The sequence below is a fragment of the Achromobacter spanius genome (assembly GCF_002812705.1).
In the GTDB taxonomy this organism is placed as follows: Bacteria; Pseudomonadota; Gammaproteobacteria; order Burkholderiales; family Burkholderiaceae_B; genus Achromobacter; species Achromobacter spanius.
Genome location: NZ_CP025030.1, coordinates 4,317,456 through 4,339,372 on the forward strand (window position 1 = coordinate 4,317,456; position 21,917 = coordinate 4,339,372).

16 protein-coding genes and 1 pseudogene are annotated in these 21,917 nt (G+C 64.0%); 8 read left to right on the forward strand and 9 right to left on the reverse strand.

Annotated features, from left to right (window positions below):
- The first annotated feature begins 50 nt into the window (after positions 1–50).
- The gene (locus tag CVS48_RS19445) at positions 51–1,733 is read left to right on the forward strand and encodes an ABC transporter permease (RefSeq protein ID WP_100855873.1); all 1,683 of its coding nucleotides are present in this window, start codon (positions 51–53) and stop codon (positions 1,731–1,733) included.
- 5 nt (positions 1,734–1,738) lie between these two features.
- Complete coding sequence (locus CVS48_RS19450) at positions 1,739–2,515, forward strand: ABC transporter ATP-binding protein (RefSeq protein WP_100857755.1); 777 nt, start codon at positions 1,739–1,741, stop codon at positions 2,513–2,515.
- A gap of 25 nt (positions 2,516–2,540) precedes the next feature.
- Here CVS48_RS19450 and CVS48_RS19455 read toward each other — a convergent pair whose 3' ends face one another.
- Both CVS48_RS19455 and CVS48_RS19460 read right to left on the reverse strand, forming a co-directional pair.
- Entirely contained in the window at positions 2,541–3,446 is a 906-nt protein-coding gene (locus tag CVS48_RS19455; protein ID WP_100855874.1) for a pirin family protein, read from the reverse strand.
- A gap of 150 nt (positions 3,447–3,596) precedes the next feature.
- The gene (locus CVS48_RS19460; RefSeq protein ID WP_100855875.1) at positions 3,597–4,295 is read right to left on the reverse strand and encodes a pirin family protein; all 699 of its coding nucleotides are present in this window, start codon (positions 4,293–4,295) and stop codon (positions 3,597–3,599) included.
- A 178-nt stretch (positions 4,296–4,473) separates the two neighbouring features.
- Here CVS48_RS19460 and CVS48_RS19465 point away from each other — a divergent pair, with 178 nt between their 5' ends.
- Positions 4,474–5,388 carry a LysR family transcriptional regulator gene (locus CVS48_RS19465; RefSeq protein ID WP_167401023.1) on the forward strand — a complete coding sequence of 305 codons (915 nt, stop codon included), beginning with the start codon at positions 4,474–4,476 and terminating at the stop codon, positions 5,386–5,388.
- A gap of 129 nt (positions 5,389–5,517) precedes the next feature.
- Here CVS48_RS19465 and ntrC read toward each other — a convergent pair whose 3' ends face one another.
- The 5 genes from ntrC to rdgB form a co-directional block, all read right to left on the reverse strand.
- Positions 5,518–7,020 (reverse strand): nitrogen regulation protein NR(I), encoded by a 1,503-nt coding sequence (ntrC, locus tag CVS48_RS19470; protein ID WP_100855877.1) that lies wholly within the window; start codon positions 7,018–7,020, stop codon positions 5,518–5,520.
- Positions 7,020–8,084: a nitrogen regulation protein NR(II) gene (gene glnL / locus CVS48_RS19475; protein WP_100855878.1), complete on the reverse strand. Its 1,065-nt coding sequence runs from the start codon at positions 8,082–8,084 to the stop codon at positions 7,020–7,022. The genes ntrC and glnL overlap by 1 nt, the downstream gene beginning before the upstream one ends.
- Positions 8,085–8,276: 192 nt before the next feature.
- On the reverse strand, positions 8,277–9,689 hold the full coding sequence (gene glnA / locus CVS48_RS19480; protein WP_100855879.1) for a type I glutamate--ammonia ligase: 1,413 nt from the start codon (positions 9,687–9,689) through the stop codon (positions 8,277–8,279).
- Between the two features lie 184 nt (positions 9,690–9,873).
- Complete coding sequence (gene hemW, locus CVS48_RS19485; RefSeq protein WP_100855880.1) at positions 9,874–11,094, reverse strand: radical SAM family heme chaperone HemW; 1,221 nt, start codon at positions 11,092–11,094, stop codon at positions 9,874–9,876.
- A 4-nt stretch (positions 11,095–11,098) separates the two neighbouring features.
- On the reverse strand, positions 11,099–11,722 hold the full coding sequence (rdgB, locus tag CVS48_RS19490; RefSeq protein ID WP_100855881.1) for an RdgB/HAM1 family non-canonical purine NTP pyrophosphatase: 624 nt from the start codon (positions 11,720–11,722) through the stop codon (positions 11,099–11,101).
- 188 nt (positions 11,723–11,910) lie between these two features.
- Here rdgB and CVS48_RS19495 point away from each other — a divergent pair, with 188 nt between their 5' ends.
- Entirely contained in the window at positions 11,911–13,764 is a 1,854-nt protein-coding gene (locus CVS48_RS19495; protein ID WP_242001214.1) for an EAL domain-containing protein, read from the forward strand.
- Between the two features lie 165 nt (positions 13,765–13,929).
- Here the strand turns inward: CVS48_RS19495 and CVS48_RS19500 are convergent.
- A pseudogene (locus tag CVS48_RS19500) lies at positions 13,930–15,405 on the reverse strand (methyl-accepting chemotaxis protein); the annotation flags it as partial.
- A gap of 196 nt (positions 15,406–15,601) precedes the next feature.
- On the opposite strand from CVS48_RS19500, the gene CVS48_RS19505 reads away from it, so the two are divergent.
- Positions 15,602–16,762: an acyl-CoA dehydrogenase family protein gene (locus tag CVS48_RS19505; RefSeq protein ID WP_050446881.1), complete on the forward strand. Its 1,161-nt coding sequence runs from the start codon at positions 15,602–15,604 to the stop codon at positions 16,760–16,762.
- Between the two features lie 16 nt (positions 16,763–16,778).
- Positions 16,779–18,152 carry an MmgE/PrpD family protein gene (locus CVS48_RS19510; RefSeq protein ID WP_100855882.1) on the forward strand — a complete coding sequence of 458 codons (1,374 nt, stop codon included), beginning with the start codon at positions 16,779–16,781 and terminating at the stop codon, positions 18,150–18,152.
- Between the two features lie 880 nt (positions 18,153–19,032).
- On the opposite strand, the gene rph is transcribed toward CVS48_RS19510, so the two are convergent.
- A complete protein-coding gene (gene rph / locus CVS48_RS19515; RefSeq protein WP_050730275.1) occupies positions 19,033–19,767 on the reverse strand; it encodes a ribonuclease PH in 735 nt (244 codons plus the stop codon).
- 181 nt (positions 19,768–19,948) lie between these two features.
- Between rph and CVS48_RS19520 the strand changes: the two genes are divergently transcribed.
- Both CVS48_RS19520 and CVS48_RS19525 read left to right on the forward strand, forming a co-directional pair.
- A complete protein-coding gene (locus CVS48_RS19520; RefSeq protein WP_100855883.1) occupies positions 19,949–20,881 on the forward strand; it encodes a YicC/YloC family endoribonuclease in 933 nt (310 codons plus the stop codon).
- A 136-nt stretch (positions 20,882–21,017) separates the two neighbouring features.
- Positions 21,018–21,914: a LysR family transcriptional regulator gene (locus CVS48_RS19525; RefSeq protein ID WP_100855884.1), complete on the forward strand. Its 897-nt coding sequence runs from the start codon at positions 21,018–21,020 to the stop codon at positions 21,912–21,914.
- Positions 21,915–21,917 lie beyond the last annotated feature (3 nt).

Genomic DNA, 21,917 nt, shown 5'->3' on the forward strand with positions numbered 1-21,917 from the left:
CTTTTTTTGAAGGGAACAGGCCTTGCCATTGATGCCATCGACTTTGAAGTATGCACACTGAATCTTTGCCCCGGCCTTTGCCCCGGCCCATGCGCCTGCGCTGGACAGAACGCGGCGCGGGCTGGCTGGCGGGCGCCGGGCTGATCGCCCTGGCCGTGCTGGCCCCCGTGCTGACGTTGGGCTGGTGGGCGCTGGGCGGTGAACTGGCGCACTGGCAGCACTTGGCCAGTTACGTGCTGCCGCAAGCGCTGGCCAACACCGCGATGCTGCTTGCAGGGGTGGGCGTGGTCGTCACGCTGCTGGGCACGGGCGCTGCCTGGCTGGTGACCGCCTACGACTTTCCCACGCGCCGCATCCTGACCTGGGCGCTATTGCTGCCGCTGGCGGTACCCACCTACATCATTGCGTTTGCCTACCTGGACCTGCTGCACCCCATCGGCCCCATCCAGACCGCCATCCGCGCCCTGCTGGGCTACGACAGCCCACGCGATTTCCGCTTGCCTGACCTGCGGTCGATCTACGGCGCCATCTTCGTGCTGGGTTTCGTGCTGTACCCCTACGTCTACCTGAGCACGCGCGTCATGTTCATGACGCAGGCGGCCAGCCTGCTGGAAGCCGCGCGCACCTTGGGTGCCGGCCGCATCGCCGTGTTTTGCCGAGTGGCCCTGCCGCTGGCCCGCCCCGCCATCGTGGTGGGCGTCAGCCTGGCGCTGCTGGAAACATTGAACGACATCGGCGCCTCTGAATTCCTGGGTGTGCAGACGTTGACGGTGTCGGTCTATACCACCTGGGTCACGCGGTCCGACCTGGCGGGCGCGGCGCAGATCGCGCTGACGATGCTGGCCATCGTGATCGGGCTGATCCTGCTGGAACGCCATGGCCGCAAGCGGCAACGCTATGCCAACACGCAGCGCATGCGGCCAATGCAGGCGCGTCGGCTGCACGGGCCGGCCGCCGCCATCGCCGCCGTGCTGGGCTGGATCCCCGTCGTGCTGGGCTTTGTAGCACCGGCCTTGTACCTGGTCGTGGAAACCTACAAGCGCCTGCATCTGGTGGGCGGCGTGTCCGAGCAACTGATCAACGGCCTGAGCAACACGCTGATCGTGGCGTTCAGCGCCACCATCGTCACGCTGCTTTGCGGCTTGATCGTGGCTTGGGCCGGGCGCACCTTGCGCGAAAGCGCGGGATTCAACCCCGGCCGCGCCTGCGCGCGTATTGCCAGCCTGGGCTATGCAGTGCCCGGCACCGTGCTGGCCATCGGGCTGCTGACGCCTTTCGTGTGGATCGACACCGCGGTCGCCAAGGTCTTTGGCGGAACCGGGCTGTTCCTGATGGGGTCCATGGCTGCGTTGGTATGTGCCTACGTGATCCGCTTCCTGGCAATTTCCACCGGTGCGCTGGAAGCCGGCCTTGCGCGCATTCCGCCTTCGCTTGAGCAGGCATCGCGCCTGTTGGGGGAAAGTGCCGGCGGCACCTTGCGCCGCGTCCACCTGCCACTGCTGCGCCCCGCGCTGGCGGCCAGTGCCCTGCTGGTGTTCGTGGACGCCATGAAGGAACTACCGGCCACCCTGCTGCTGCGGCCCATGAATTTCGACACGCTAGCAACCTGGCTCTACGCCGAAGCCGCCCGCGGCACGTACGAGGAAGGCGCCGTGGCGGCGCTGGCGATCGTGCTGGCCGGCCTTCTGCCCGTCATCCTGCTGGCGCGCACCAATCTGAAAATGGGACATTGATCATCGTGCCCGATCTCTTAGAAATCGAACATCTTTCCCTGGCTTACGACACGCCCAAGGGCTTGAAGCCCGTTGTGCAGGACTTGTCGCTGGGCTTGCCCGTGGGCCATATCGGCTGCTTGCTGGGGGAATCCGGCTGCGGCAAGACGACGGTGCTGCGCGCCATCGCCGGCTTTGAGCCCGTGCGCGCCGGCCGCATCCTGTTGGACGGTACGGTGATCTCATCGCCAACCGAACAAGTCGCGCCCGAACACCGCCGCGTTGGCATGATGTTCCAGGATTACGCCCTGTTCCCGCACCTGACGGTAGCGCTGAACGTCGCCTTCGGCCTGCGCAAGCTGCCGCGCGATGAGCGCGCCCGCCGTGTCGAAGAAATGCTGACGCTGGTGGGCTTGGCCCATGCCGCCAACAGCTATCCGCACGAGATCTCGGGTGGCCAGCAACAGCGCGTGGCGCTGGCGCGCGCGCTGGCGCCCTCGCCCGACCTGCTGTTGCTGGACGAACCGTTCTCGAACCTGGACGTGGACACCCGCGAGCGCCTGGCGTTCGAGGTGCGAGACATCCTCAAGACGACCGGCCACACCGCCATCCTCGTCACCCACAATCAGGCCGAAGCCTTCGCCATCGCGGATCGCATCGGAGTAATGAGCCAGGGCAGCATCGCGCAGTGGGACACTCCCTACAACCTGCACCATCGCCCGAGTAACGACTTCGTGCGCGACTTCATCCGGCGCGAAGCGCTGGAAGAACAGCGCGAGCAGGCTTTCGCCCGCGGGCGCTGAACGTTACGCGATGCGCCGCCGGTAATCAGGCGCGCGGTTCGGGCAGCGGGATGAATTCCGTTTCGTCGCCCGGCACAACCTGATCAAAACGCGTGCGCTGCCAATCCTGCTTGGCTTGTTCGATACGGTCCTTGTTGCTGGATACGAAGTTCCACCAGACGTAGCGCGGGCCATCCAGGGGCTCGCCGCCGATCACGGCGAAGCGCGCTGCGGTAACGGCGCGGATCTGCACCGGGCGGCCGGGTGCAAAGACGACCAGCCGGCCGCTCTCAAAGACCTGCCCGTCGACTTCGACCGTGCCTTGCGCCAGGTAGGCGGCGCGTTCTTCGTATTCCGCCGGCAGCACCGTGGTGGCGCCGGCTTGCAGTTGCAGGTCGCCGTAGAAGAGCGGTGACAGCGTCTTGACGGAAGACGTCTTGCCGAACAGCGAGCCCGCCACGACCTGGGCGCGCACGCCCTCGCCTTCAATCACCGGCTGCGCGTCCAGCCCGTAGTGCGTGAAGCCGGGGTCCGTTTCTTCGTATTTCGTGGGCAGGCCCACCCAAATTTGCAGGCCACAGAGGCGTTGCGGCGACAGGCGGGCTTCGGGCGACGAACGCTCGGAGTGCACAATGCCGCGCCCCGCCGTCATCCAGTTCACTTCGCCGGGAAGAATGGTCTGCGTATGGCCAGCACCATCGCGATGCACCATCGACCCTTCATACAGATAGGTGACCGTGGACAGGCCGATATGCGGGTGCGGCCGCACGTCGATGCCGGTGCCTACGTCGAAATCGGCGGGACCCATGTGGTCCAGGAACACGAAGGGCCCGACCGTACGGCGCTGGGCTGACGGAATGGCGCGCCGGACGGAAAACCCGCCCAGGTCGCTGGTGCGCGGCACAACGATGGTTTCGATCTGGCTTTCGCCTGCTTCGGACAAGGTGGACATGGTGTAGAGCTCCGCATGAATTGGCCAAGGGCCATCGTAAAAGAGGTCAGTGGCCATCGTAAGAAAAAAGCCATCGGCCGTCTTAAAAAGGCCCATTGGCCTCATCAATAACAAGCCGGGCGGAAACCGCTTCCGCCCGGCGCCCGTGGCTTACGCCAGGTCAAACACCAGCACTTCGGCCTTCTTCCCGGCCGACAGTTCGACACGGGTTTCATCCGTGATCGCTGCCGCGTCGCCGCCCGACAGTTCAACGCCGTTGACCGTCAAGCTACCGCGCGCCACGTGGACCCAGGCCCGGCGCCCCGCCGCCAACTTCAGCGTGGCGGATTCATCGCCATCAAACAGGCCGCCGTAAAGCCGCGCGTCTTGATGGATCTTCATCGAACCGTCTTCGCCATCGGGCGACACCAGCGCTTGCAGACGGCCACGCTTTTGCGCATCGCTGAATTCGCGCTCTTCGTATTCCGGCGCAATACCGGTCACGTCGGGCTCAATCCAGATTTGCAGCATGTGCGTTTCAGTGTCGGGCAGCGGGTTGAACTCGGAGTGCATCACGCCGCGTCCCGCGCTCATCCGTTGCACATTGCCCGGCTTGATGGTCGAGCCGCTGCCCATGCTGTCCTTGTGGGCGATGGCGCCGTCCAGCACATAGGTAATGATTTCCATGTCGCGATGGCCGTGGGTGCCAAAACCGCGTCCGGCGGCGATGCGGTCGTCGTTGATGACGCGCAGCGAGCCAAAGCCCATGTGAGCCGGGTCGTAGTAGTTGGCGAAGGAAAAGGTGTGAAACGAATCCAGCCATCCGTGGTTGGCGTGACCCCGTTCGTTAGCGCGGCGAATCGTAAGCATTGTGGACTCCTGTTTCAATAATATGAATGATTGTCGGGGTGCTGCGCCTGCGCTGTTTCGTTGCCGTTTCGCTGCACCCTTGGCATGAGTGATATTCTGCGCGCGTCAGATAGGCGTTTTGGCGCTATATTTTGACGAATTCGTTCAGATATTTTGAATGCTTACTTTTCGACCTGACATGCAGCCTATTACGCCTGAATTACTCATCCTGGTAGACGCCATCGCCCGCCACGGCAGCTTTGCCAAAGCGGCCCGCGAATTGGGTAAGGTGCCCTCGGCCGTGACCTATTCGATACGCAAGCTGGAAGATGGGTTGGACGTGTTGCTGTTCGACCGCTCAGGTCATCGCGCGCTGCTGACGCCAGCGGGCGAGGCGCTGCTGAAGGACGGGCGGCATGTGCTGCAATCGTTGGACGACTTGGCTTGCCGCGTCAAGCGCATCGCCACGGGGTGGGAAGTGGAACTGCGCATTGCCGTCAGCGCGGTGCTGCCATGGCGGCCACTTTATGACCTGATCCAAGAATTCCAGACGCTGGAAAGCGCGACCACGCTGCGGTTTTCCAGCGAGGTGCTAAGCGGCAACTGGGATGCGCTGACGTCCAACCGCGCGGACCTGGTCATCGGCGCAGGGGCCAATGCAGAGCCCACCGGGCCGTATCGATCGCAGGCCATCGGCACGACCCAGTTCGGTTTCTGCGTGGCGGCGCACCACCCCTTGGCGTCCTTGCCGCAACCCCTTAGCCGCGCGGACATCACGAAGTACTGCGCGGTGGTGGTGGCGGATACGTCGCGCAACCTGCCGCCGCAATCACGCGGCATCCTGGCGGATCAAGCCACGCTGGTCATGCCATCAATGCAGGCGAAGGTTGACGCGCAGGTGCGGGGATTGGGATGCGGTTATTTGCCGCTGACAATGGCTGCGCCGTATTTGGCGCAGGGGTTGTTGGTGGTCTGCGAGACGGATGAAGGGATGTCTCTGACGGAACATGTGGCTTACGCCTGGCGTGCGGAAGCGCCGGGGGAAGCGCTGAAATGGTGGCTGCAGAAGCTGAAATCGCCGAGGTTGTGTGAGAGTTTGTTGGGGATGGGGTGATGGGTTTCGCGCGATTTATGGCGGGGTTCTTGCTGCGATATGAACGCGCTGCACCCATCCTACAAGGTGCGCAGGATGGGTCCCGCCATGCCGCCCAGAAGAATCTGGGCGCCCATCGCGCGCAACCCATCACTCGTCCTCAATTCCCAATTCCCGCAATTTCCGCGTGATGGTGTTCCGTCCGATCCCCAATCGCGATGCGGCTTCCACGCGGCGGCCGCGGCTGGCGTCCAGGGCGCTTTGCAGCAGGATCTTTTCAAACTGACGGGTCAGCGTGGCCATCACCGCTGGCTCACCGCGTTCCAGCCGGTACTGCGCGTCGCGCAGCAGGGAATCTTGCCAATTGCGCGGTGCGCCCTCGTCAATACCCTGCCCTTGCCCCGCCTGCACCACCGTACCGATGCCTGAAATCGGCGCGGCCGGACGCAACGGCGCCAACGCGGGCTGTTGCTGCTGGTGTTCCAGCGCGCGGATTTCCGGCGGCAGGTCGGCCCGGTCCACGGTCTGGCCGGGGGCCATGACCGTCAGCCAGTGGCAGAAGTTCTCCAACTGCCGGACGTTGCCCGGAAAGTCGAACTTGGTCAGCACGGCCAGCGCATCCGGCGTCAGGCGCTTGACCGGCACCCCCAGCGTGCGGGCGCTGGCAGTCAGAAAGTGCTGGGCCAACGCGGGGATATCTTCCACGCGCTCACGCAAGGGCGGCAGACGCAACCGGATCACGTTCAAGCGATGAAACAAGTCTTCGCGGAACAGGCCCTGCTCAACACGCTGTTCCAGCGGCTGGTGGGTGGCCGCCACGATGCGCACGTCCACGCGCACCGGCTGCGCGCCACCCACGCGATAGAAGCTGCCTTCGGCCAGCACGCGCAGCAAGCGCGTCTGAAGTTCAATCGGCATATCGCCGATTTCGTCCAGGAACAGCGTGCCGCCATGCGCTTCCTCGAAGCGGCCACGACGCAAATTGTTGGCGCCGGTGAACGCACCGCGTTCGTGGCCGAACAATTCGGCTTCCAACAGGTCGCGCGGAATGGCCGCCGCGTTCAAGGCCACGAAGGGCCCGTTGGCGCGCACGCCGCTGCCGTGCAGCGCACGGGCCACCAATTCCTTGCCCGTGCCAGATTCGCCGGTGATCAATACCGTGACCTTGGACTGAGCCAGCCGGCCAATGGCGCGGAACACTTCCTGCATGGCGGTGGAAGACGACTGCGTCATCATCCAGCGTTCGTTGTTCTGCGCGCCCTCGCCTTGGCCTTCCGGGCTTTCGGGCTGTGCGGATTCCTGCATGGCGCGCTGGATCAGCGCCACCGCTTCGTTCACGTCGAACGGCTTGGCCAGGTAATCAAACGCGCCGCCCTGGAAGGCGGACACGGTGCTGTCCAGGTCGGCGAACGCGGTCATCACAATGACCGGCAAGCCGGGATGGCGTTCTTTCAACTGGCGCAACAGCTCCAAACCATTGCCGCCAGGCATGCGGATATCGGACACCAAGGCGACGGGCGTTTCGCGCGACAGCGCTTCCAGCACGTCGGCCGATTGGGAAAAACTACGGGTGGGGACTCCAGCGCGGGCCAGGGCCTTTTCGAGGACCCAGCGGATGGCCTGGTCGTCGTCGACGATCCATACGGGTTTCATCAGTGTGCGGGCTCCATCGGTAGGACCAGGCGAAACTCGGTACGCCCGGGTCGGGATTCAAATTCGATGATGCCGCCGTGCTGTTGCACGAAGTCCTGGGCCAGGCTCAAGCCCAGCCCGGTACCGCCGGCCCTTGCCGTGACCAGCGGGTGGAAAATGCGGTCGCGGATGTGGTCCGGCACGCCGGGACCGTTGTCGATGATGGACAGCACCAGCGCCAGCCGATGTTGCCGGTGCGCCAGCATGACCTGCCGGGCCACGCGGGTGCGCAAGGTGACCACGCCAGGTTCCGTCTGCGGGCCTTGCGGCCGCGCAACCAGTTCCTGCGCGGCGTTGCGCGCCACGTTCAGCACCGCCTGCATCAGGCGGGCGGCATCGCCCTTCAAATCTGGCACCGAGGCGTCGTAGTCGCGCAGGATGGTGACATCGTTGCGGAACTCGGCCTGGATCAGCGCGCACACGCGCTCGCAGATTTCATGGATGTTCACCGGCCGCGCATTCAGCGGCACACGTTGCGGGCCGCTCAGGCGGTCCACCAGCGCCTGCAGGCGGTCGGCTTCGGAAATAATGACTTGGGTGTATTCAGCCAGCGCCGCGCTGGGCAGCTCGGCTTCGAGCAATTGCGCGGCGCCGCGCAAACCGCCCAGGGGATTCTTCACTTCATGGGCCAGATTGCGCAACAGCTCGCGGTGCGCTTCTATTTCGTCCACCAGCCGATGATTGCGGTCGGCCAGCACGCGCTGTTCTATCTCGCGGGTTTCGATCAATACCGGCCAGCGTTGGCCCGTCAACCCCACCGTGGTGACCGCGACTTCGACGGATTCGGCGGCGCGGCGCAACGAGGCCAATTGCCTGACGTCGGCGTACCTGCCTGCGGCGGCGCGGTCAATGGAGGACTGGATGTTTTCTGGGGTGTCGAACAACGTGGCGGCGGAGTGCCCGGCCAGTTGCTTGCGTGAGCGGCCGAACAGATCTTCGGCGGCGGCGTTGGCGTATTCAATGTGGCCGCGCTCGTTGACCAGGAAAACGGACGTGGCAAGCAGATCGAGAGCTTCTACATTCATTTTTCAACGTACCCGAATGACAGGGGAAAAGCGGAACGCGCCCGCGACGGCGGCGCCGGAACCCGGCGCCCTGCCCGCCAGGCGTGATGCCTGGCGGACAAACCGTCGAGCCGCGACCTGGTGGTGCGCGATGTGTGGGCCCTGGTTTCTGCCACCATCATCGCGCTCCCCCCCGCCACAGCCTCTAAAGGATCAGAGGCTGTAGTACATGTCGAATTCGACCGGGTGCGTCGTCATGCGCAGACGATTCACATCGCCCATCTTCAGGTCGATGTAGGCGTTGAGCATGTCGTTGCTGAACACGCCACCACGGGTCAGGAATTCGCGATCGGCGTCCAGGGCTTCCAGCGCTTGTTCCAGCGAGGAGCACACGGTCGGGATCTTTGCGTCTTCTTCCGGCGGCAGGTCGTACAGGTTCTTGTCGGCCGGATCGCCCGGGTGGATCTTGTTCTGCACGCCGTCCAGACCGGCCATCATCAGGGCCGAGAAAGCCAGGTACGGGTTGGCCAGGGGGTCCGGGAAACGCGCTTCAACGCGGCGGCCCTTCGGGTTGCCAACGTACGGAATGCGGATCGAGGCCGAACGGTTGCGGGCCGAGTAAGCCAGCTTGACCGGGGCTTCGTAGTGCGGAACCAGACGCTTGTACGAGTTCGTGCCCGGGTTGGTGATGGCGTTCAGGGCGCGGGCGTGCTTGATGATGCCGCCGATGTAGTACAGCGCAAATTCCGACAGGCCGGCGTAGCCGTTACCCGCGAACAGGTTCTGGCCATCCTTCCAGATGGATTGGTGCACGTGCATGCCGGAACCGTTGTCGCCAACGATGGGCTTGGGCATGAACGTGGCGGTCTTGCCGTAGGCGTGGGCCACGTTGTGCACGACGTACTTGACGATCTGGGTCCAGTCGGCGCGCTGAACCAGCGTGCTGAACTTGGTGCCGATTTCCAGTTGGCCGGCGCCGGCCACTTCATGGTGGTGCACTTCAACCGGCACGCCCATTTGTTCCATCAGCAGGCACATTTCCGAACGCATGTCCTGGAACGAATCAACCGGGGGAACGGGGAAGTAGCCGCCCTTGACCGCGGGACGATGGCCGGTGTTGCCGCCTTCGAATTCCAGGCCGGTCGACCACGAGGCTTCTTCGGACTTGATCTTGACGAACGTGCCCGACATGTCGGTGTTCCAGGTCACGCCGTCGAACACGAAGAATTCGGGTTCCGGACCGAAGTAGGCGGTGTCGCCCAGGCCGGAGGACTTCAGGTAGGCTTCGGCGCGCTTGGCCAGCGAACGCGGGTCGCGGTCATAGCCCTTCAGGTCCGACGGCTCAACGACGTCGCACGACAGGATCAGGGTCGGCTCTTCGCGGAACGGATCCAGGTTGGCGGTCGAGCAGTCGGGGATGAGCAGCATGTCGGACGCTTCGATGCCCTTCCAACCCGGGATCGACGAACCGTCGAAAGCCTGCCCGCTTTCCAGCTTGTCTTCGTCGATCGCGGAGGTGGGCACGGAAACGTGGTGCTCACGGCCAACCGTATCGGTAAAGCGGAAATCCACGAACTTGACTTCGTTATCGGCGATCTGTTTCAGGACGTCTTTCGGGCTTGCCATGTCATCTCCATTAGATAAAAGGGTCGAGGGCTTTGCCGCTCGACTGGCATAAAAGAGGGAAGCAATAAGCGTGCCAGCTTTTCCCTAGGGAATCCCGGGGGAAAACCGCACGCTTATGGAAACACGCAGCACCATCATGGTGCAAAAGATGGAGCATGATTGCTCCGTTTTGGTGCAAAAGCAACTACAGGAACATTTCCTGCAAGTCGTTCAGAAACCGCCAGCCCAAGGGCGTGGCCTTTAAACGTGTCGGATCCGCGTCCAGCAAGCCCCGTTTCGATGCTGCCTCCAATTGGTGCGCAATGGCGGCAAGCGACAAACCGGTGCGTTCGTTGAACGCCGTGGCCGGCACCCCGTCCTTCAGGCGCAGCGCGTTGAGCATGAATTCAAAGGGCAGTTCGTCCGGTCCGACCTGCCGGCTTTCGGCCAGGTGGCTACCGTCGCGCGCCATGGCTGCCTGCATCCAGGACTCCGGATTGCGCAGCCGCGCCTCGCGCACGATACGGTCATGAAATGACAGCTTGCCGTGCGCGCCGGGGCCGATGCCCAGGTAGTCGCCAAATTCCCAGTAATTCAGGTTGTGGCGACAGCGCGCGCCCGGCTTGGCATAGGCAGACACTTCATAGCGTGCCAGGCCGGCTGCGGCCAGTTCCGCTTCGACCGCGTCTTGCATGGCCGCGCTGGTGTCGTCATCGGGCAGTTCCGCGGGCGGGAACTTGGCGAAGACGGTATTGGGTTCCATCGTCAGGTGATACAGCGACAGATGCTCGGTGCCAAACGAGATGGCCTGGCGCAGGTCCGCCACACAGGCATCCAGGCTTTGGCCGGGCAAGGCGAACATCATGTCCAGGTTCACGCGCGAGACGGCGCGCTGCGCCATGTCGATCGCGGCGCGCGCCTGCGCGGCATCGTGGATGCGCCCCAGCTTTTGCAGTTGCGCGTCGTCAAAACTCTGGATACCCAGCGAGAACCGCGTAACGCCGCTTGCGGCATAGTCACGGAAGCGGCTGGCCTCGGCGGTGCCGGGGTTGGCTTCCATGGTGATCTCGGCGTCTGGCCAAAGGTTCAGACAGGCGCGCAGCATGGCCAGCAGTTCGTCCAAGCCGGCTGACGACAGCAGGCTGGGCGTGCCACCGCCAATGAAGACGGACACCACCTGCCTGCCCCAGATGGACGGCAGCGCCTGTTCAAGATCACTGCGCAAGGCGTCCAGATATGCGCGTTCGGGGATTTCTCCTGCCGCGGCATGGGAATTGAAATCGCAATACGGGCATTTGCGCACGCACCACGGCACGTGCACATAAATGGATAGCGGCGGCAGGCTGGTCAGCGTCGCCCCAGGCGGCATGCGCACGCGTGAGGGCGACGCGCCCATGTCGTTGCGGATGGGAATGGTGATGGACATGCGGTTAAGCGTGGCTGAGTTTGCTCAGCAGTTCGCGCAGGGCTCGGGCGCGATGGCTGACGCGGTTCTTTTCTTCGGGGTCGAGCGAGGCCGCGGTCAGCGCCATATCGGGCAGGTAGAAGTGCGGGTCGTAGCCAAAGCCGTTCGCGCCTTCGGGCTGGTCGATGATCTCGCCGTGCCACAGGCCTTCGCCAATGATGGGACACGGGTCGTTTTCCGACCGCACCAGGGCCAGCACCGCCACATACCAGGCGTGGCGGTCGGTCACGCCCGCCAGGTTGCGCACCAGCAGCGCGTTATTGGCCTGGTCGGATTTTTCGCCACCGTGCATCTTGGCGTAGCGGGCCGAATACACGCCGGGCGCGGCGTCCAAGGCGGCCACGCACAGGCCGGAGTCGTCGGCCAGAGCCGGCAGGCCGGTCAAGCGGCTGGCATGGCGCGCCTTGGCAAGGGCATTTTCAACAAAGGTCACATGCGGCTCTTCGGCTTCGGGCACGCCGAGCTCGCCTTGAGGCACGAGTTCTACGCCCAAGGGCGCGAACAAGGCGGAAAACTCACGCAACTTGCCGGCGTTGTTGGACGCCAGCACGATGCGGCGCAGGGATTCGGGAATCTTGGGGGAAGTCATGGGGCAAATTGTATAGGGCGCGGGGTGGCGCGCGGCCCCTGCCCCCGCTCATAGCAAGGGGAAACCTCGGTTGACACCCATGTAACAGCACTTGAAGATTGCGCGTCGCGCGCAGCGGCAACAACGCAGACATATTTTGTTGTCACCATGACCAATCTTGTCACTGATCGTATCTGAACGCCTCGGCGATGACCTCCCTTCACGCTCTGCCCCGGCCGACCCCGGCCCGCACGCCATTCACTTTGCCGGGCGACGCGCCCGCATCCGTCGGCTTGGCCGGCATCTTGCAAGATCGTCTACTTCGGCCACGCTACCAGCCCGTGGTTGACCTGTCCCACACCCGCATCTACGGGCACGAAAGCCTGATACGCGGCCCCGCCGACACGGCCCTGCACTTTCCGGACGCGCTCTTTGCCGAAGCCCGGCGCCGGGGCCTGCATCCGCAGTTGGAACTGGCCAGCTTTCGGGCCGGTGCCCAGGGTTTCCACAGCAACGAAGCGTCCGGCAAGCTGTTCCTGAACCTGTCGGGGTCAGCGCTGCTTCATTATTGGACGCTTTGGGGCGGCGATATGCCGCAGCAGTTGCTTAAGGATTGCGCGCTGCCCGCCTCCAGCATCATCGTCGAACTGACCGAGCAAGATCCGCTGTCGGATCACATGCAGGAACTGGGCGATGCGTTTGCCTGCCTGCGCGAGCACGGCATGCGTATCGCGCTGGATGACTACGGCGTGGGCAACTCGAATTTGCAGTTGTGGGCCGAAATGCAGCCCGACCTGGTCAAGATCGACCGCTACTTCTTCGATGGCATTGGCCACGACGACCGCAAGCAAAGCATGGTGCGCGCCATCCTGAAGGTGGCCCAGCACTTGGGCACGGCCATCGTGGCCGAAGGCATCGAGACCGCCGAAGACCTGGCCATGGTGCGCGAGCTGGACATCCGCTATGCGCAAGGCTGGTACTTGGGCCGGCCTGAAGAAACACTGCTGACCGAACTGACCGCGCCCGTGCGCGATTCGCTGCGCGTGCGCAGTACCGCCCCCTTGTCGCAACGCGCGGCCGGCGGCACGGCGGCCAGCCTGCGGGTGGAAGCCCCGGCCGCCTTGCTGGACAAACACACCAACGATGACGTGCACCGGCTGTTTATCGAACAAAAAAACATGCACGCCGTGGCGGTGGTCGACGCCGACAACCGGCCCGTGGGCATCATCAACCGGCGCGACTTTTCGGAACACTACGCGCAGCGCTACACGCGCGAACTGTTCGGCCGCGACCGCTGTTCAACCTTCATGAACGCCGAACCGGTGCTGGTGGACCTTAACGTGTCCATCGACCAGCTCAGCCATGTGCTGATTTCGGAAGACCAGCGCTACCTGATGGACGGCCTGATCATCACGCGGGATGGCCGTTACGACGGCCTGGCAACCGGCGAAACGCTGGTGCGTTCCGTGACCGAGATGCGGATCGAAGCGGCGCGCTACGCCAACCCGCTGACGTCCCTGCCCGGCAACATCCCCATCAGCCGCCACATTGCAACCCTGCTGGAAGACGCGGCCGACTTCACGGTTTGCTATGGCGACCTGAACAACTTCAAGCCCTTCAACGACGTATACGGCTATTGGCGCGGCGACGACATGATCATGCTGACCGCCGAGGTCATCAAGCAACATTGCGACCCCTTGCGCGACTTTGTCGGCCATGTGGGCGGCGATGATTTCGTGGTGCTGTTCCGCAGCCCGGACTGGGCCGAGCGCGTGCAGCGCATCATCACGGAATTCAACGAACAGGCCACGGCCCTGTACGACGACCTGGGCCGCAAGAATGGCGGTATCGAAGCGGAAGACCGCTACGGCGTGCCGCGCTTCTTCCCCTTCGTCACGCTGGGCGTGGGCGCGCTGACCGTCACCCCCTCACTATGCGAGCGCATCCGCCCGGAGGACATCGCGTCGGCCGCCGCGAACGTCAAGCACAAGGTCAAGCATGGGAACCTGTCGCTGGTGATCGAGCGCTACACCGGCGGCGTCCTGCCCGACCTGGCCGCGTAACTGGCCAATCGAGGCCTGCACGGCGGAGGCGTTCTGCGCCGCCTGGGCGATCTGGAACACGGCCACCGCCCGGCGCAGGCCTTGCGCCTGGATCTCCAGGGCCGCTGCCGCGGCGGCGGTCTGCTCGACCATGGCGGCGTTTTCCTGGGTGGATCGTTCAATGTCGGCCACCGCGTCGTTCACCGACGCAATGCCCGCGGCCTGCTCGGCCGTGGCGTTTGAGATTTCGGCCACGATCTGCGTCACCCGGTCCACCGACACCACCATGTCCCGCATGGTGTCGCCGGCCAGGTTCACTTGACGCACGCCGGCCTGCACGCGCTCGGCGGAGTCTTCCATCAGCCCCTTGATTTCCTTGGCCGCCTGCGCGCTGCGTTGCGCCAGCGAACGCACCTCGCCCGCCACTACCGCGAAACCCTTGCCCTGCTCGCCCGCGCGGGCCGCCTCGACGGCGGCGTTCAAGGCCAGGATGTTGGTCTGAAAGGCGATGCTATCCACCACGCCCACAATTTCACCGATGCGGCGCGCGCTGTCGGCAATGCCCTGCATGCTTTGCACGACCTCGTCCACCGCTCGCCCGCCGCGCTGGGCCAGTTGCGTGGCGCTTTCCGCCTGGCGGCTGGCCAGGTCGGCGTTGCCCGCCGTGAGCTGGACGGTGTGGGCCAACTGCGTCATGTTGGCGGCGGCTTCCTGCAAGGACCCGGCCTGGCGCGCGGTGCGGTCGGACATATCCGCCCCGCCTGCCGCGATCTCACCCGAGCCGGTGTGGATTTCCTCGACACCATGGCGCACCGACGCCACCGCCGCCGACAGCCCCGTTTGCATGCGGCGCATGGCCGAATACAGCACGCCGATTTCGTTATCGCCGCGCATGGCGATGGCGCCGGTCAGGTCGCCATCGGCAATGCGGTCGAAGTGCGCGCCGGCCTCGTTCAGCGGGCGCAGAATGCCGCGCCGAAACGCCAGCCGGATCAGCACGGCCAGCAACAGCACCACCGCCAGCACCACGCCGGCCACCATGATGACGCGCTCCAGGGTTTGGCTGGCGCTGGCAACGGCGGCCTGGCCCTGCTCGCGTGCGTAGGTCTGATAGGCGTCCGCCTGCTTAACATAGGCCGCGCCGCTGGCGGGCAGCACCTTGTCCACCAGCCGGTTCACTTCGATGCCGTTCCATCCTTGCGTCGCCTGCAGCATGGGGGCCAGGGTCTGGTCCGCGAAGGCGGTGTACGCGGCCAGCAACTGTTCAAACAACGGACCGCCTTGCGCGCTGGTATCCGGATTGCCGCGCAGCCGCGCAAGGCTCTCGCCCGCCTGCTTGAGCAGCGCCTCAGCCTGCGCCAGGGATTGGTTGCGCGCCTCTTCCAGCCCGCCTTCCATACTGGTCTTGGCGTCGGCCAGCGCGGCGCGCGCCTGGAACAACCGGCTGGTCATGTTGGCCAGGTCGCTGGCGCGTTCGATGCTGCCCCGGCCCAGGGCTTCGATGTCGGCGCGGTTGTCGCGCAATACCGCGATGCCCGCCGCCGCCGCTATCGCAAACAGCAACACGAACAACGCCAGAATGGCCGATACCGCCGTGGTGACCCTAAGATTTTTCCGCATATCCATCCGTTTAAAACCGGGCGCCGTGGGGCGCAGTGCCATGGATTATGGACAGGCAGTTTGGCAATTTCTTGACACAACTGCCGTGACGACTGACTAACGCCCGTCATGAAAGTGCGCTTTTGCGAACAGGAACCCCGTATTAAGGAATTGTGAATTGGCACGGCCGCGCCCATGCGGCACATTCGATGCTGTACCGATCCATTCTTTTGCCTTTCACAAGACCCACTACACCCCTATGCCCCACGCCTCACACGACTATCAGGACATCCGCGAAGCCGTGCGCGATCTTTGCGCGCAATTTCCTGGCGAGTATTTCCGCAAGGTTGATGAAGAACGCGGCTACCCCGAAGACTTCGTCCGCGCACTGACCGAGGCCGGCTGGCTGGCCGCGCTGATTCCCCAGGAATACGGCGGTTCAGGCCTGGGGCTGACCGAAGCGTCGGTCATCATGGAAGAGATCAACCGCAGCGGCGGCAATTCCGGCGCCTGCCACGGCCAGATGTACAACATGGGCACCTTGCTGCGCCACGGGTCAGAAGCGCAGAAGCGCGAGTATCTGCCGCGCATCGCCGCGGGCGAACTGCGGCTGCAGTCGATGGGCGTGACCGAGCCCACTACCGGCACCGACACCACCAAGATCAAGACCACCGCCGTGCGCCGTGGCGACCGCTACGTCATCAATGGCCAGAAGGTCTGGATTTCGCGCGTGCAGCATTCGGACTTGATGATCTTGCTGGCGCGCACCACGCCGCTGGACCAGGTCACGCGCAAGTCGGAAGGCATGTCGATCTTCCTGGTGGACCTGCACCACGCCGTCAAACACGGCATGACGATCCGCCCCATTCCCAACATGGTCAATCACGAGACCAATGAACTGTTTTTCGACAACCTGGAAATTCCCGTCGAAAACTTGATCGGTGAAGAAGGCAAAGGCTTCAAGTACATCCTGGATGGCCTGAACGCCGAACGCACGCTGATTGCCGCCGAGTGCATCGGCGACGGCTACTGGTTCGTGGACAAGGTCACCGCCTACGCAAAGGAACGCATGGTGTTCGGCCGCCCGATCGGCCAGAACCAGGGCGTGCAATTCCCGATCGCCCGCGCCCACATCAACGTGGAAGCCGCCAGCCTGATGCGCTATGAAGCCTGCCGGCTGTTCGACGCGCACCAACCCTGCGGCGCGCAGGCCAACATGGCCAAGCTGCTGGCCGCGGATGCGTCGTGGGAAGCCGCCAACGCCTGCCTGCAGTTCCACGGCGGGTTCGGCTTTGCCACCGAATACGACGTGGAACGCAAGTTCCGCGAGACGCGGCTGTATCAGGTGGCGCCCATCTCGACCAACCTGATTCTGTCTTACGTCGCCGAACACATCCTGGGCTTGCCCCGTTCCTTCTGACCCGACGCCAATGCCCATGACCGTGACCAAAGACACCCCCCACCTAAGCGCCGAACTGGCCGCCTTTGCCGCCAACCTGCGCTATGAAGACATCCCGGCGCCCGTATTGCGCCGCGCCGAAGATCTGTTGCTGGATTGCCTGGCGTCGATACTCGCCGGCGCGTCGGCGCGCGCTGTGTTGGCCATAGACCGCTATGCCGCTGCGATGGGGCCGACCGATGGCCCCAGCGAAGTGCTGATCAACCGCCGCCGCACCACGCCGCTGTTTGCCGCCATGGTGAACGCGGCGGCGGCCCACGTGGTGGAGCAGGACGACGTCCACAATGGCTCGGTGTTCCATCCAGCCGCCGTGGTGTTCCCGCCCGCGCTGGCGGTTGCGCAGGCGCTGGGCAGTTCGGGGCGTGACCTGTTGGTGGCGTCGGTTGCGGGCTATGAAGTGGGCATCCGGGTGGGTGAATTCCTGGGGCGCTCGCACTACAAGATTTTCCACACGACGGGCACGGCCGGCACCTTGGCCGCCGCCGTCACCACCGGTCGCCTGCTCAAGCTCACGCCCGAGCAGATGCTGCACGCCTTGGGTTCGGCCGGCACACAGGCGGCCGGTCTGTGGGAGTTTCTGCGTGATGCGGCCGACTCCAAGCAACTGCATACGGCCAAGGCCGCAGCCGATGGCATGACCGCCGCGTACCTGGCGCGCGAGGGCTTCACCGGCGCGCGCCACATCCTGGAAGGCCCGCAGGGCATGGCGGCGGGCATGTCCACGGATGCGGACCCTTCCAAGCTTTGCGACCGTCTGGGCGAACGCTGGGCCTTGGCCGAGACGTCATTCAAGTTCCATGCTTCGTGCCGTCACACGCACCCGGCGGCGGACGCCTTGCAACAGGCGCTGCGGGAAAACAAGCTGACGGAGACGGATGTGGAACGCGTGGTGGCGCATGTGCACCAGGGCGCGATCGATGTGCTGGGCCCGGTGGTCAACCCGCAAACGGTGCACCAGTCCAAGTTTTCAATGGGCACGGTGCTGGCGCTGATCGCCCGGCAAGGGCGTGCGGGGCTGGCGGAATTTGATGCGGGGCTGGATGACCCGGCGGTGGCGGCGTTCCGGGGGAAAGTGGAGATGGTGCTGGACGCCGAGGTCGACAATGCCTATCCGCAACGTTGGATCGGAAAAGTCACCGTCACCACACGCGACGGCCGCACGCTGCACGGCCGCGTCGACGAACCCAAGGGCGACCCCGGCAACACCCTGAGCCGCCCGGAAATCGAAGACAAGACGCTAAGCCTGGGCCGCTACGCCAACGCGGCGACGGAACAGGAGTTACGTAGCCTGATCGACAAAATCTGGGGTTTGGAAAAGGCAGCCAAGGTAGGCGCCCTATTACCCAAGTAGGATGGGTGCAGCGCGAGATTCCGATTCAATAGAAAACTGAATCCAAACGCACGAAACCCATCAAGCAGCGGTGAAGCAAAGGCCAATTCCCGCAAAAAAACAGCGGAGCCAGATATCACCGCCGAACGATGGGTTACGCGCGTTTCCCAGCCGAATTCTTGCCATCCGCCTCCCGCGCTTCACCCATCCTACGTTGCAAGCAGCCAAGCATTGCCCCGTAGGATGGGTGCAGCGCGAGATTCCGATTCAATAGAAAACTGAATTCAAACGCGCGAAGCCCATCAAGCAGCGGCGAAGCACAAGCCAATTCCGCAAAAAAACAGCGGAGCCAGATATCACCGCCGAACGATGGGTTACGCGCGTTCCCCAGCCGAATTCTTGCCATCCGCCTCCCGCGCTTCACCCATCCTACGTTGCAAGCAGCCAAGCATTGCCCCGTAGGATGGGTGCAGCGCGAGATTCCGATTCAATAGAAAACTGAATTCAAACGCGCGAAGCCCATCAAGCAGCGGCGAAGCACAAGCCAATTCCGCAAAAAAACAGCGGAGCCAGATATCACCGCCGAACGATGGGTTACGCGCGTTCCCCAGCCGAATTCTTGCCATCCGCCTCCCGCGCTGCACCCATCCTACGTTGCAAGCAGCCAAGCATTGCCCCGTAGGATGGGTGCAGCGCGAGATTCCGATTCAATAGAAAACTGAATCCAAACGCACGAAACCCATCAAGCAGCGGTGAAGCAAAGGCCAATTCCCGCAAAAAAACAGCGGAGCCAGATATCACCGCCGAACGATGGGTTACGCGCGTTTCCCAGCCGAATTCTTGCCATCCGCCTCCCGCGCTGCACCCATCCTACAAAGGTCGCGGCAGCGCAGCGCATAGGTCATACCAGCGCAGCCCGCTGCGCCCGGACCAGGCTCGCGATTCCGCCTTCCGCCAACACCAGCATGGTGTCCAACTCAGCGCGGGTGAAGGTTGCGCCTTCGCCGGTGCCTTGCACTTCCACGAACGCCCCGCTGCCCGTCATGATGACGTTGACGTCGGCGTCGCAGGCGGAATCTTCCTGGTAGTCCAGGTCCAGCACCGAACGCCCTTGCACCAAGCCCACGGACACGGCGGCGACGGCGTCGCGGATCGGGTTTACCGCCAGGTCGCCGCGCTTCATCAGCAAGGCCACAGCGTCGGCTGCCGCTACCCAGGCGCCGGTGATGCTGGCGCAGCGGGTGCCGCCGTCAGCCTGCAGCACATCGCAATCCAGATGCAAGGTGCGTTCGCCCAGTGCGCGCATGTCGAACACGGCGCGCAGGCTGCGGCCGATCAGGCGTTGGATTTCCTGCGTGCGGCCGCTTTGCTTGCCGCGCGCGGCTTCGCGGTCACCGCGCGTATGCGTCGCGCGCGGCAGCATGCCGTATTCTGCCGTGACCCAGCCTTCACCCTTGCCCTTCAAAAACGGCGGCACCTTTTCCAGCACGCTTGCCGTACACAGGACATGCGTGTCGCCCGCCTTCACCAGTACCGAGCCTTCGGCGTAGCGCGTGAAGCCGCGCTCCAGGCTGAACGGCCGCAATTCGTCGACGGCGCGGCCAGACGGACGGGCGATGGTGGGCGTAGTGGTCACAGGCAGACTCCAGACAGAAATAGGGTTCGCGGCATTGTACGGGCAGCCGCCGCAGGAAATCCCGGCTTGGAGTATCCTGCCGCGATATATCCGGTTCAATAAACAGACTCGCCCCCTTTACCAGGATGCCGCGGGTCCCGGCGCAACCGGCTCTTACCCCAAGCTTCACCAGGACACGCCCATGATTCGCAGCATGACCGCCTTCGGCAACGCCCGAGCAGACCTAGAACAAGGCACGCTTGCCATTGAACTGCGCAGCGTCAACAGTCGCTTCCTTGATTTGTATTTCCGTTTGCCCGACGAACTGCGGCACGTTGAAACGCCGCTGCGCGAGCTGTTGACGGCCAACCTGGCGCGCGGCAAGGTCGAGATCCGTGTGTCGTTCACCCGCAATGCCAGCACCGACCTGTCCAATCTCGATCCGGCCTGGCTGGAAAGCCTGGCCGAGCAGCTCCAGGCGGCCCGCCGCATTGTTCCCGATATCTCTCCCCCCCGGCTGGTGGAACTGTTCAACTGGCCCGGCCAACGCGGCAACGACGCGCTCGACCCGCAGATCTGGGGCGCCGCTTGTTTGCAAGCCGCGCAACAGGCCCTGACGCAATTGCAGGAAGGCCGCGCGCGCGAAGGCGAACGCCTGGCGGGCATGATGCGCGAGTGCGCCGATGGGGTCGCCCGTGTAGTCGACATCGTTCAGGCGCATCTGCCGCAGTTGCTGTCCGACCATCGCGACAAGCTGGCTGCCAAGCTGCGCGAAAGCGTGGAGTCGGCGTTTCCGGGCGGTTTCACGCACATCTCGGGCACGGAATTGTCCGAGCGCCTGTCGCAGGAAGCCAACCTGTTTGCGCTGCGTATTGATGTCGCGGAAGAACTGTCGCGGCTGCGTTCGCACCTTGAGGAATTGCGTCACCTGTTGACCGATGGCGGCGGCAAGGCGGCATCGGGCAAGAAGCACGCCGGCAGCGCCGGCAAGCGCCTGGATTTCCTGTTCCAGGAAATGAACCGCGAAGCCAACACCCTGGGTTCCAAGGCAGGCAGCATGGACGTGACGCGCGCCGCCATGGATCTGAAACTGCTGATCGAGCAAATGCGCGAACAGGCGCAAAACATCGAGTAACGCGACGCGCGTTGCCAATGCTTCAAGGCCGCGATAGCGCGGCCTTTTTGCATTTCAGACTTTTCCTATTCGGGCGCCCACGCGGGCATGTTGTCATGGCGGGTTTACTTTCAGGACGTACCGATTAGGAATCGCCATGTTCCGCAAGACCTTTCTGCCGCCCGTCGCCAACCTGCTGGCCTTCGAAGCAGTCGCCCGGCGCAACAGCGTGTCGCGCGCGGCGGATGAGCTCCACCTGACGCAAAGCGCGGTATCGCGCCAGATCCACCAGCTTGAAACGCAGTTGGGCGTCACGCTGTTCCATCGCGTGCGCCAACGGGTGGTGTTAAGCGATGCCGGCCGCGCCTATGCCTCGGAAGTGCGCATCCTGCTGCACCAATTGTCCGATGCCACGCGGCGCACCATGGCTTGCACCCGGCGCGACCAGCTCAACCTGGCGGTGCTACCCACGCTGGGCACGCGCTGGCTCATTCCCCGCCTGGGGGACTTCATGGCGCGCAAGCCCGAGGTCACCATCAACTTCACCTCGCGCACCCTGCCCTTCGAGTTTTCGCAAGAGCCGTTTGACGCAGCCATCCACTTTGGTGCGCCTTACTGGGCCGGCGCCGTGTGCGAATACCTGATGCCCGAAGAAGTGATTGCCGTGTGCAGCCCCGGCTATCAACGGCGCCATGGCATCCGGCATATCGCGGACCTGGACCAGGTGGTGTTGCTGCACCAGACCTCACGCCCCGCGCAGTGGGCCACGTGGTTCGACCAGCACGGCGCCAGTTCGGCGCGCGCCATGCAAGGCCCGCATTTCGAACAGGCGGCAATGCTGGCGCAAGCCGCCGCCTCAAGTCTGGGCACGGCGCTGCTTCCCCGCTTCCTGGTTGAACGCGAGATCGACTCGGGCGAACTGATCCAACTGTTCCCGCAAGTGCTAAGCAGCACCGACGCCTACTATTTCGTCTATCCCCAGGCGCAGGCGGACACGCCGCTGGTGCGCGAATTTGGCGCATGGATGCTTGAGCAGTGCCGGCCCATGGCCTGAACG

Excerpts from the sequence above, each read along its gene's own strand:
- CVS48_RS19460 (WP_100855875.1), bottom strand. The coding sequence starts at position 4,295 with ATGCTTACGATTCGCCGCGCTAACGAACGGGGTCACGCCAACCACGGA.
- CVS48_RS19520 (WP_100855883.1), top strand. The coding sequence starts at position 19,949 with ATGATTCGCAGCATGACCGCCTTCGGCAACGCCCGAGCAGACCTAGAA.
- hemW (WP_100855880.1), bottom strand. The coding sequence starts at position 11,094 with ATGTCCATCACCATTCCCATCCGCAACGACATGGGCGCGTCGCCCTCA.
- CVS48_RS19525 (WP_100855884.1), top strand. The coding sequence starts at position 21,018 with ATGTTCCGCAAGACCTTTCTGCCGCCCGTCGCCAACCTGCTGGCCTTC.
- CVS48_RS19445 (WP_100855873.1), top strand. The coding sequence starts at position 51 with ATGCACACTGAATCTTTGCCCCGGCCTTTGCCCCGGCCCATGCGCCTG.
- CVS48_RS19505 (WP_050446881.1), top strand. The coding sequence starts at position 15,602 with ATGCCCCACGCCTCACACGACTATCAGGACATCCGCGAAGCCGTGCGC.
- rdgB (WP_100855881.1), bottom strand. The coding sequence starts at position 11,722 with ATGACTTCCCCCAAGATTCCCGAATCCCTGCGCCGCATCGTGCTGGCG.
- CVS48_RS19465 (WP_167401023.1), top strand. The coding sequence starts at position 4,474 with ATGCAGCCTATTACGCCTGAATTACTCATCCTGGTAGACGCCATCGCC.
- CVS48_RS19455 (WP_100855874.1), bottom strand. The coding sequence starts at position 3,446 with ATGTCCACCTTGTCCGAAGCAGGCGAAAGCCAGATCGAAACCATCGTT.
- CVS48_RS19510 (WP_100855882.1), top strand. The coding sequence starts at position 16,779 with ATGACCGTGACCAAAGACACCCCCCACCTAAGCGCCGAACTGGCCGCC.
- glnA (WP_100855879.1), bottom strand. The coding sequence starts at position 9,689 with ATGGCAAGCCCGAAAGACGTCCTGAAACAGATCGCCGATAACGAAGTC.
- CVS48_RS19495 (WP_242001214.1), top strand. The coding sequence starts at position 11,911 with ATGACCTCCCTTCACGCTCTGCCCCGGCCGACCCCGGCCCGCACGCCA.
- glnL (WP_100855878.1), bottom strand. The coding sequence starts at position 8,084 with ATGAATGTAGAAGCTCTCGATCTGCTTGCCACGTCCGTTTTCCTGGTC.
- ntrC (WP_100855877.1), bottom strand. The coding sequence starts at position 7,020 with ATGAAACCCGTATGGATCGTCGACGACGACCAGGCCATCCGCTGGGTC.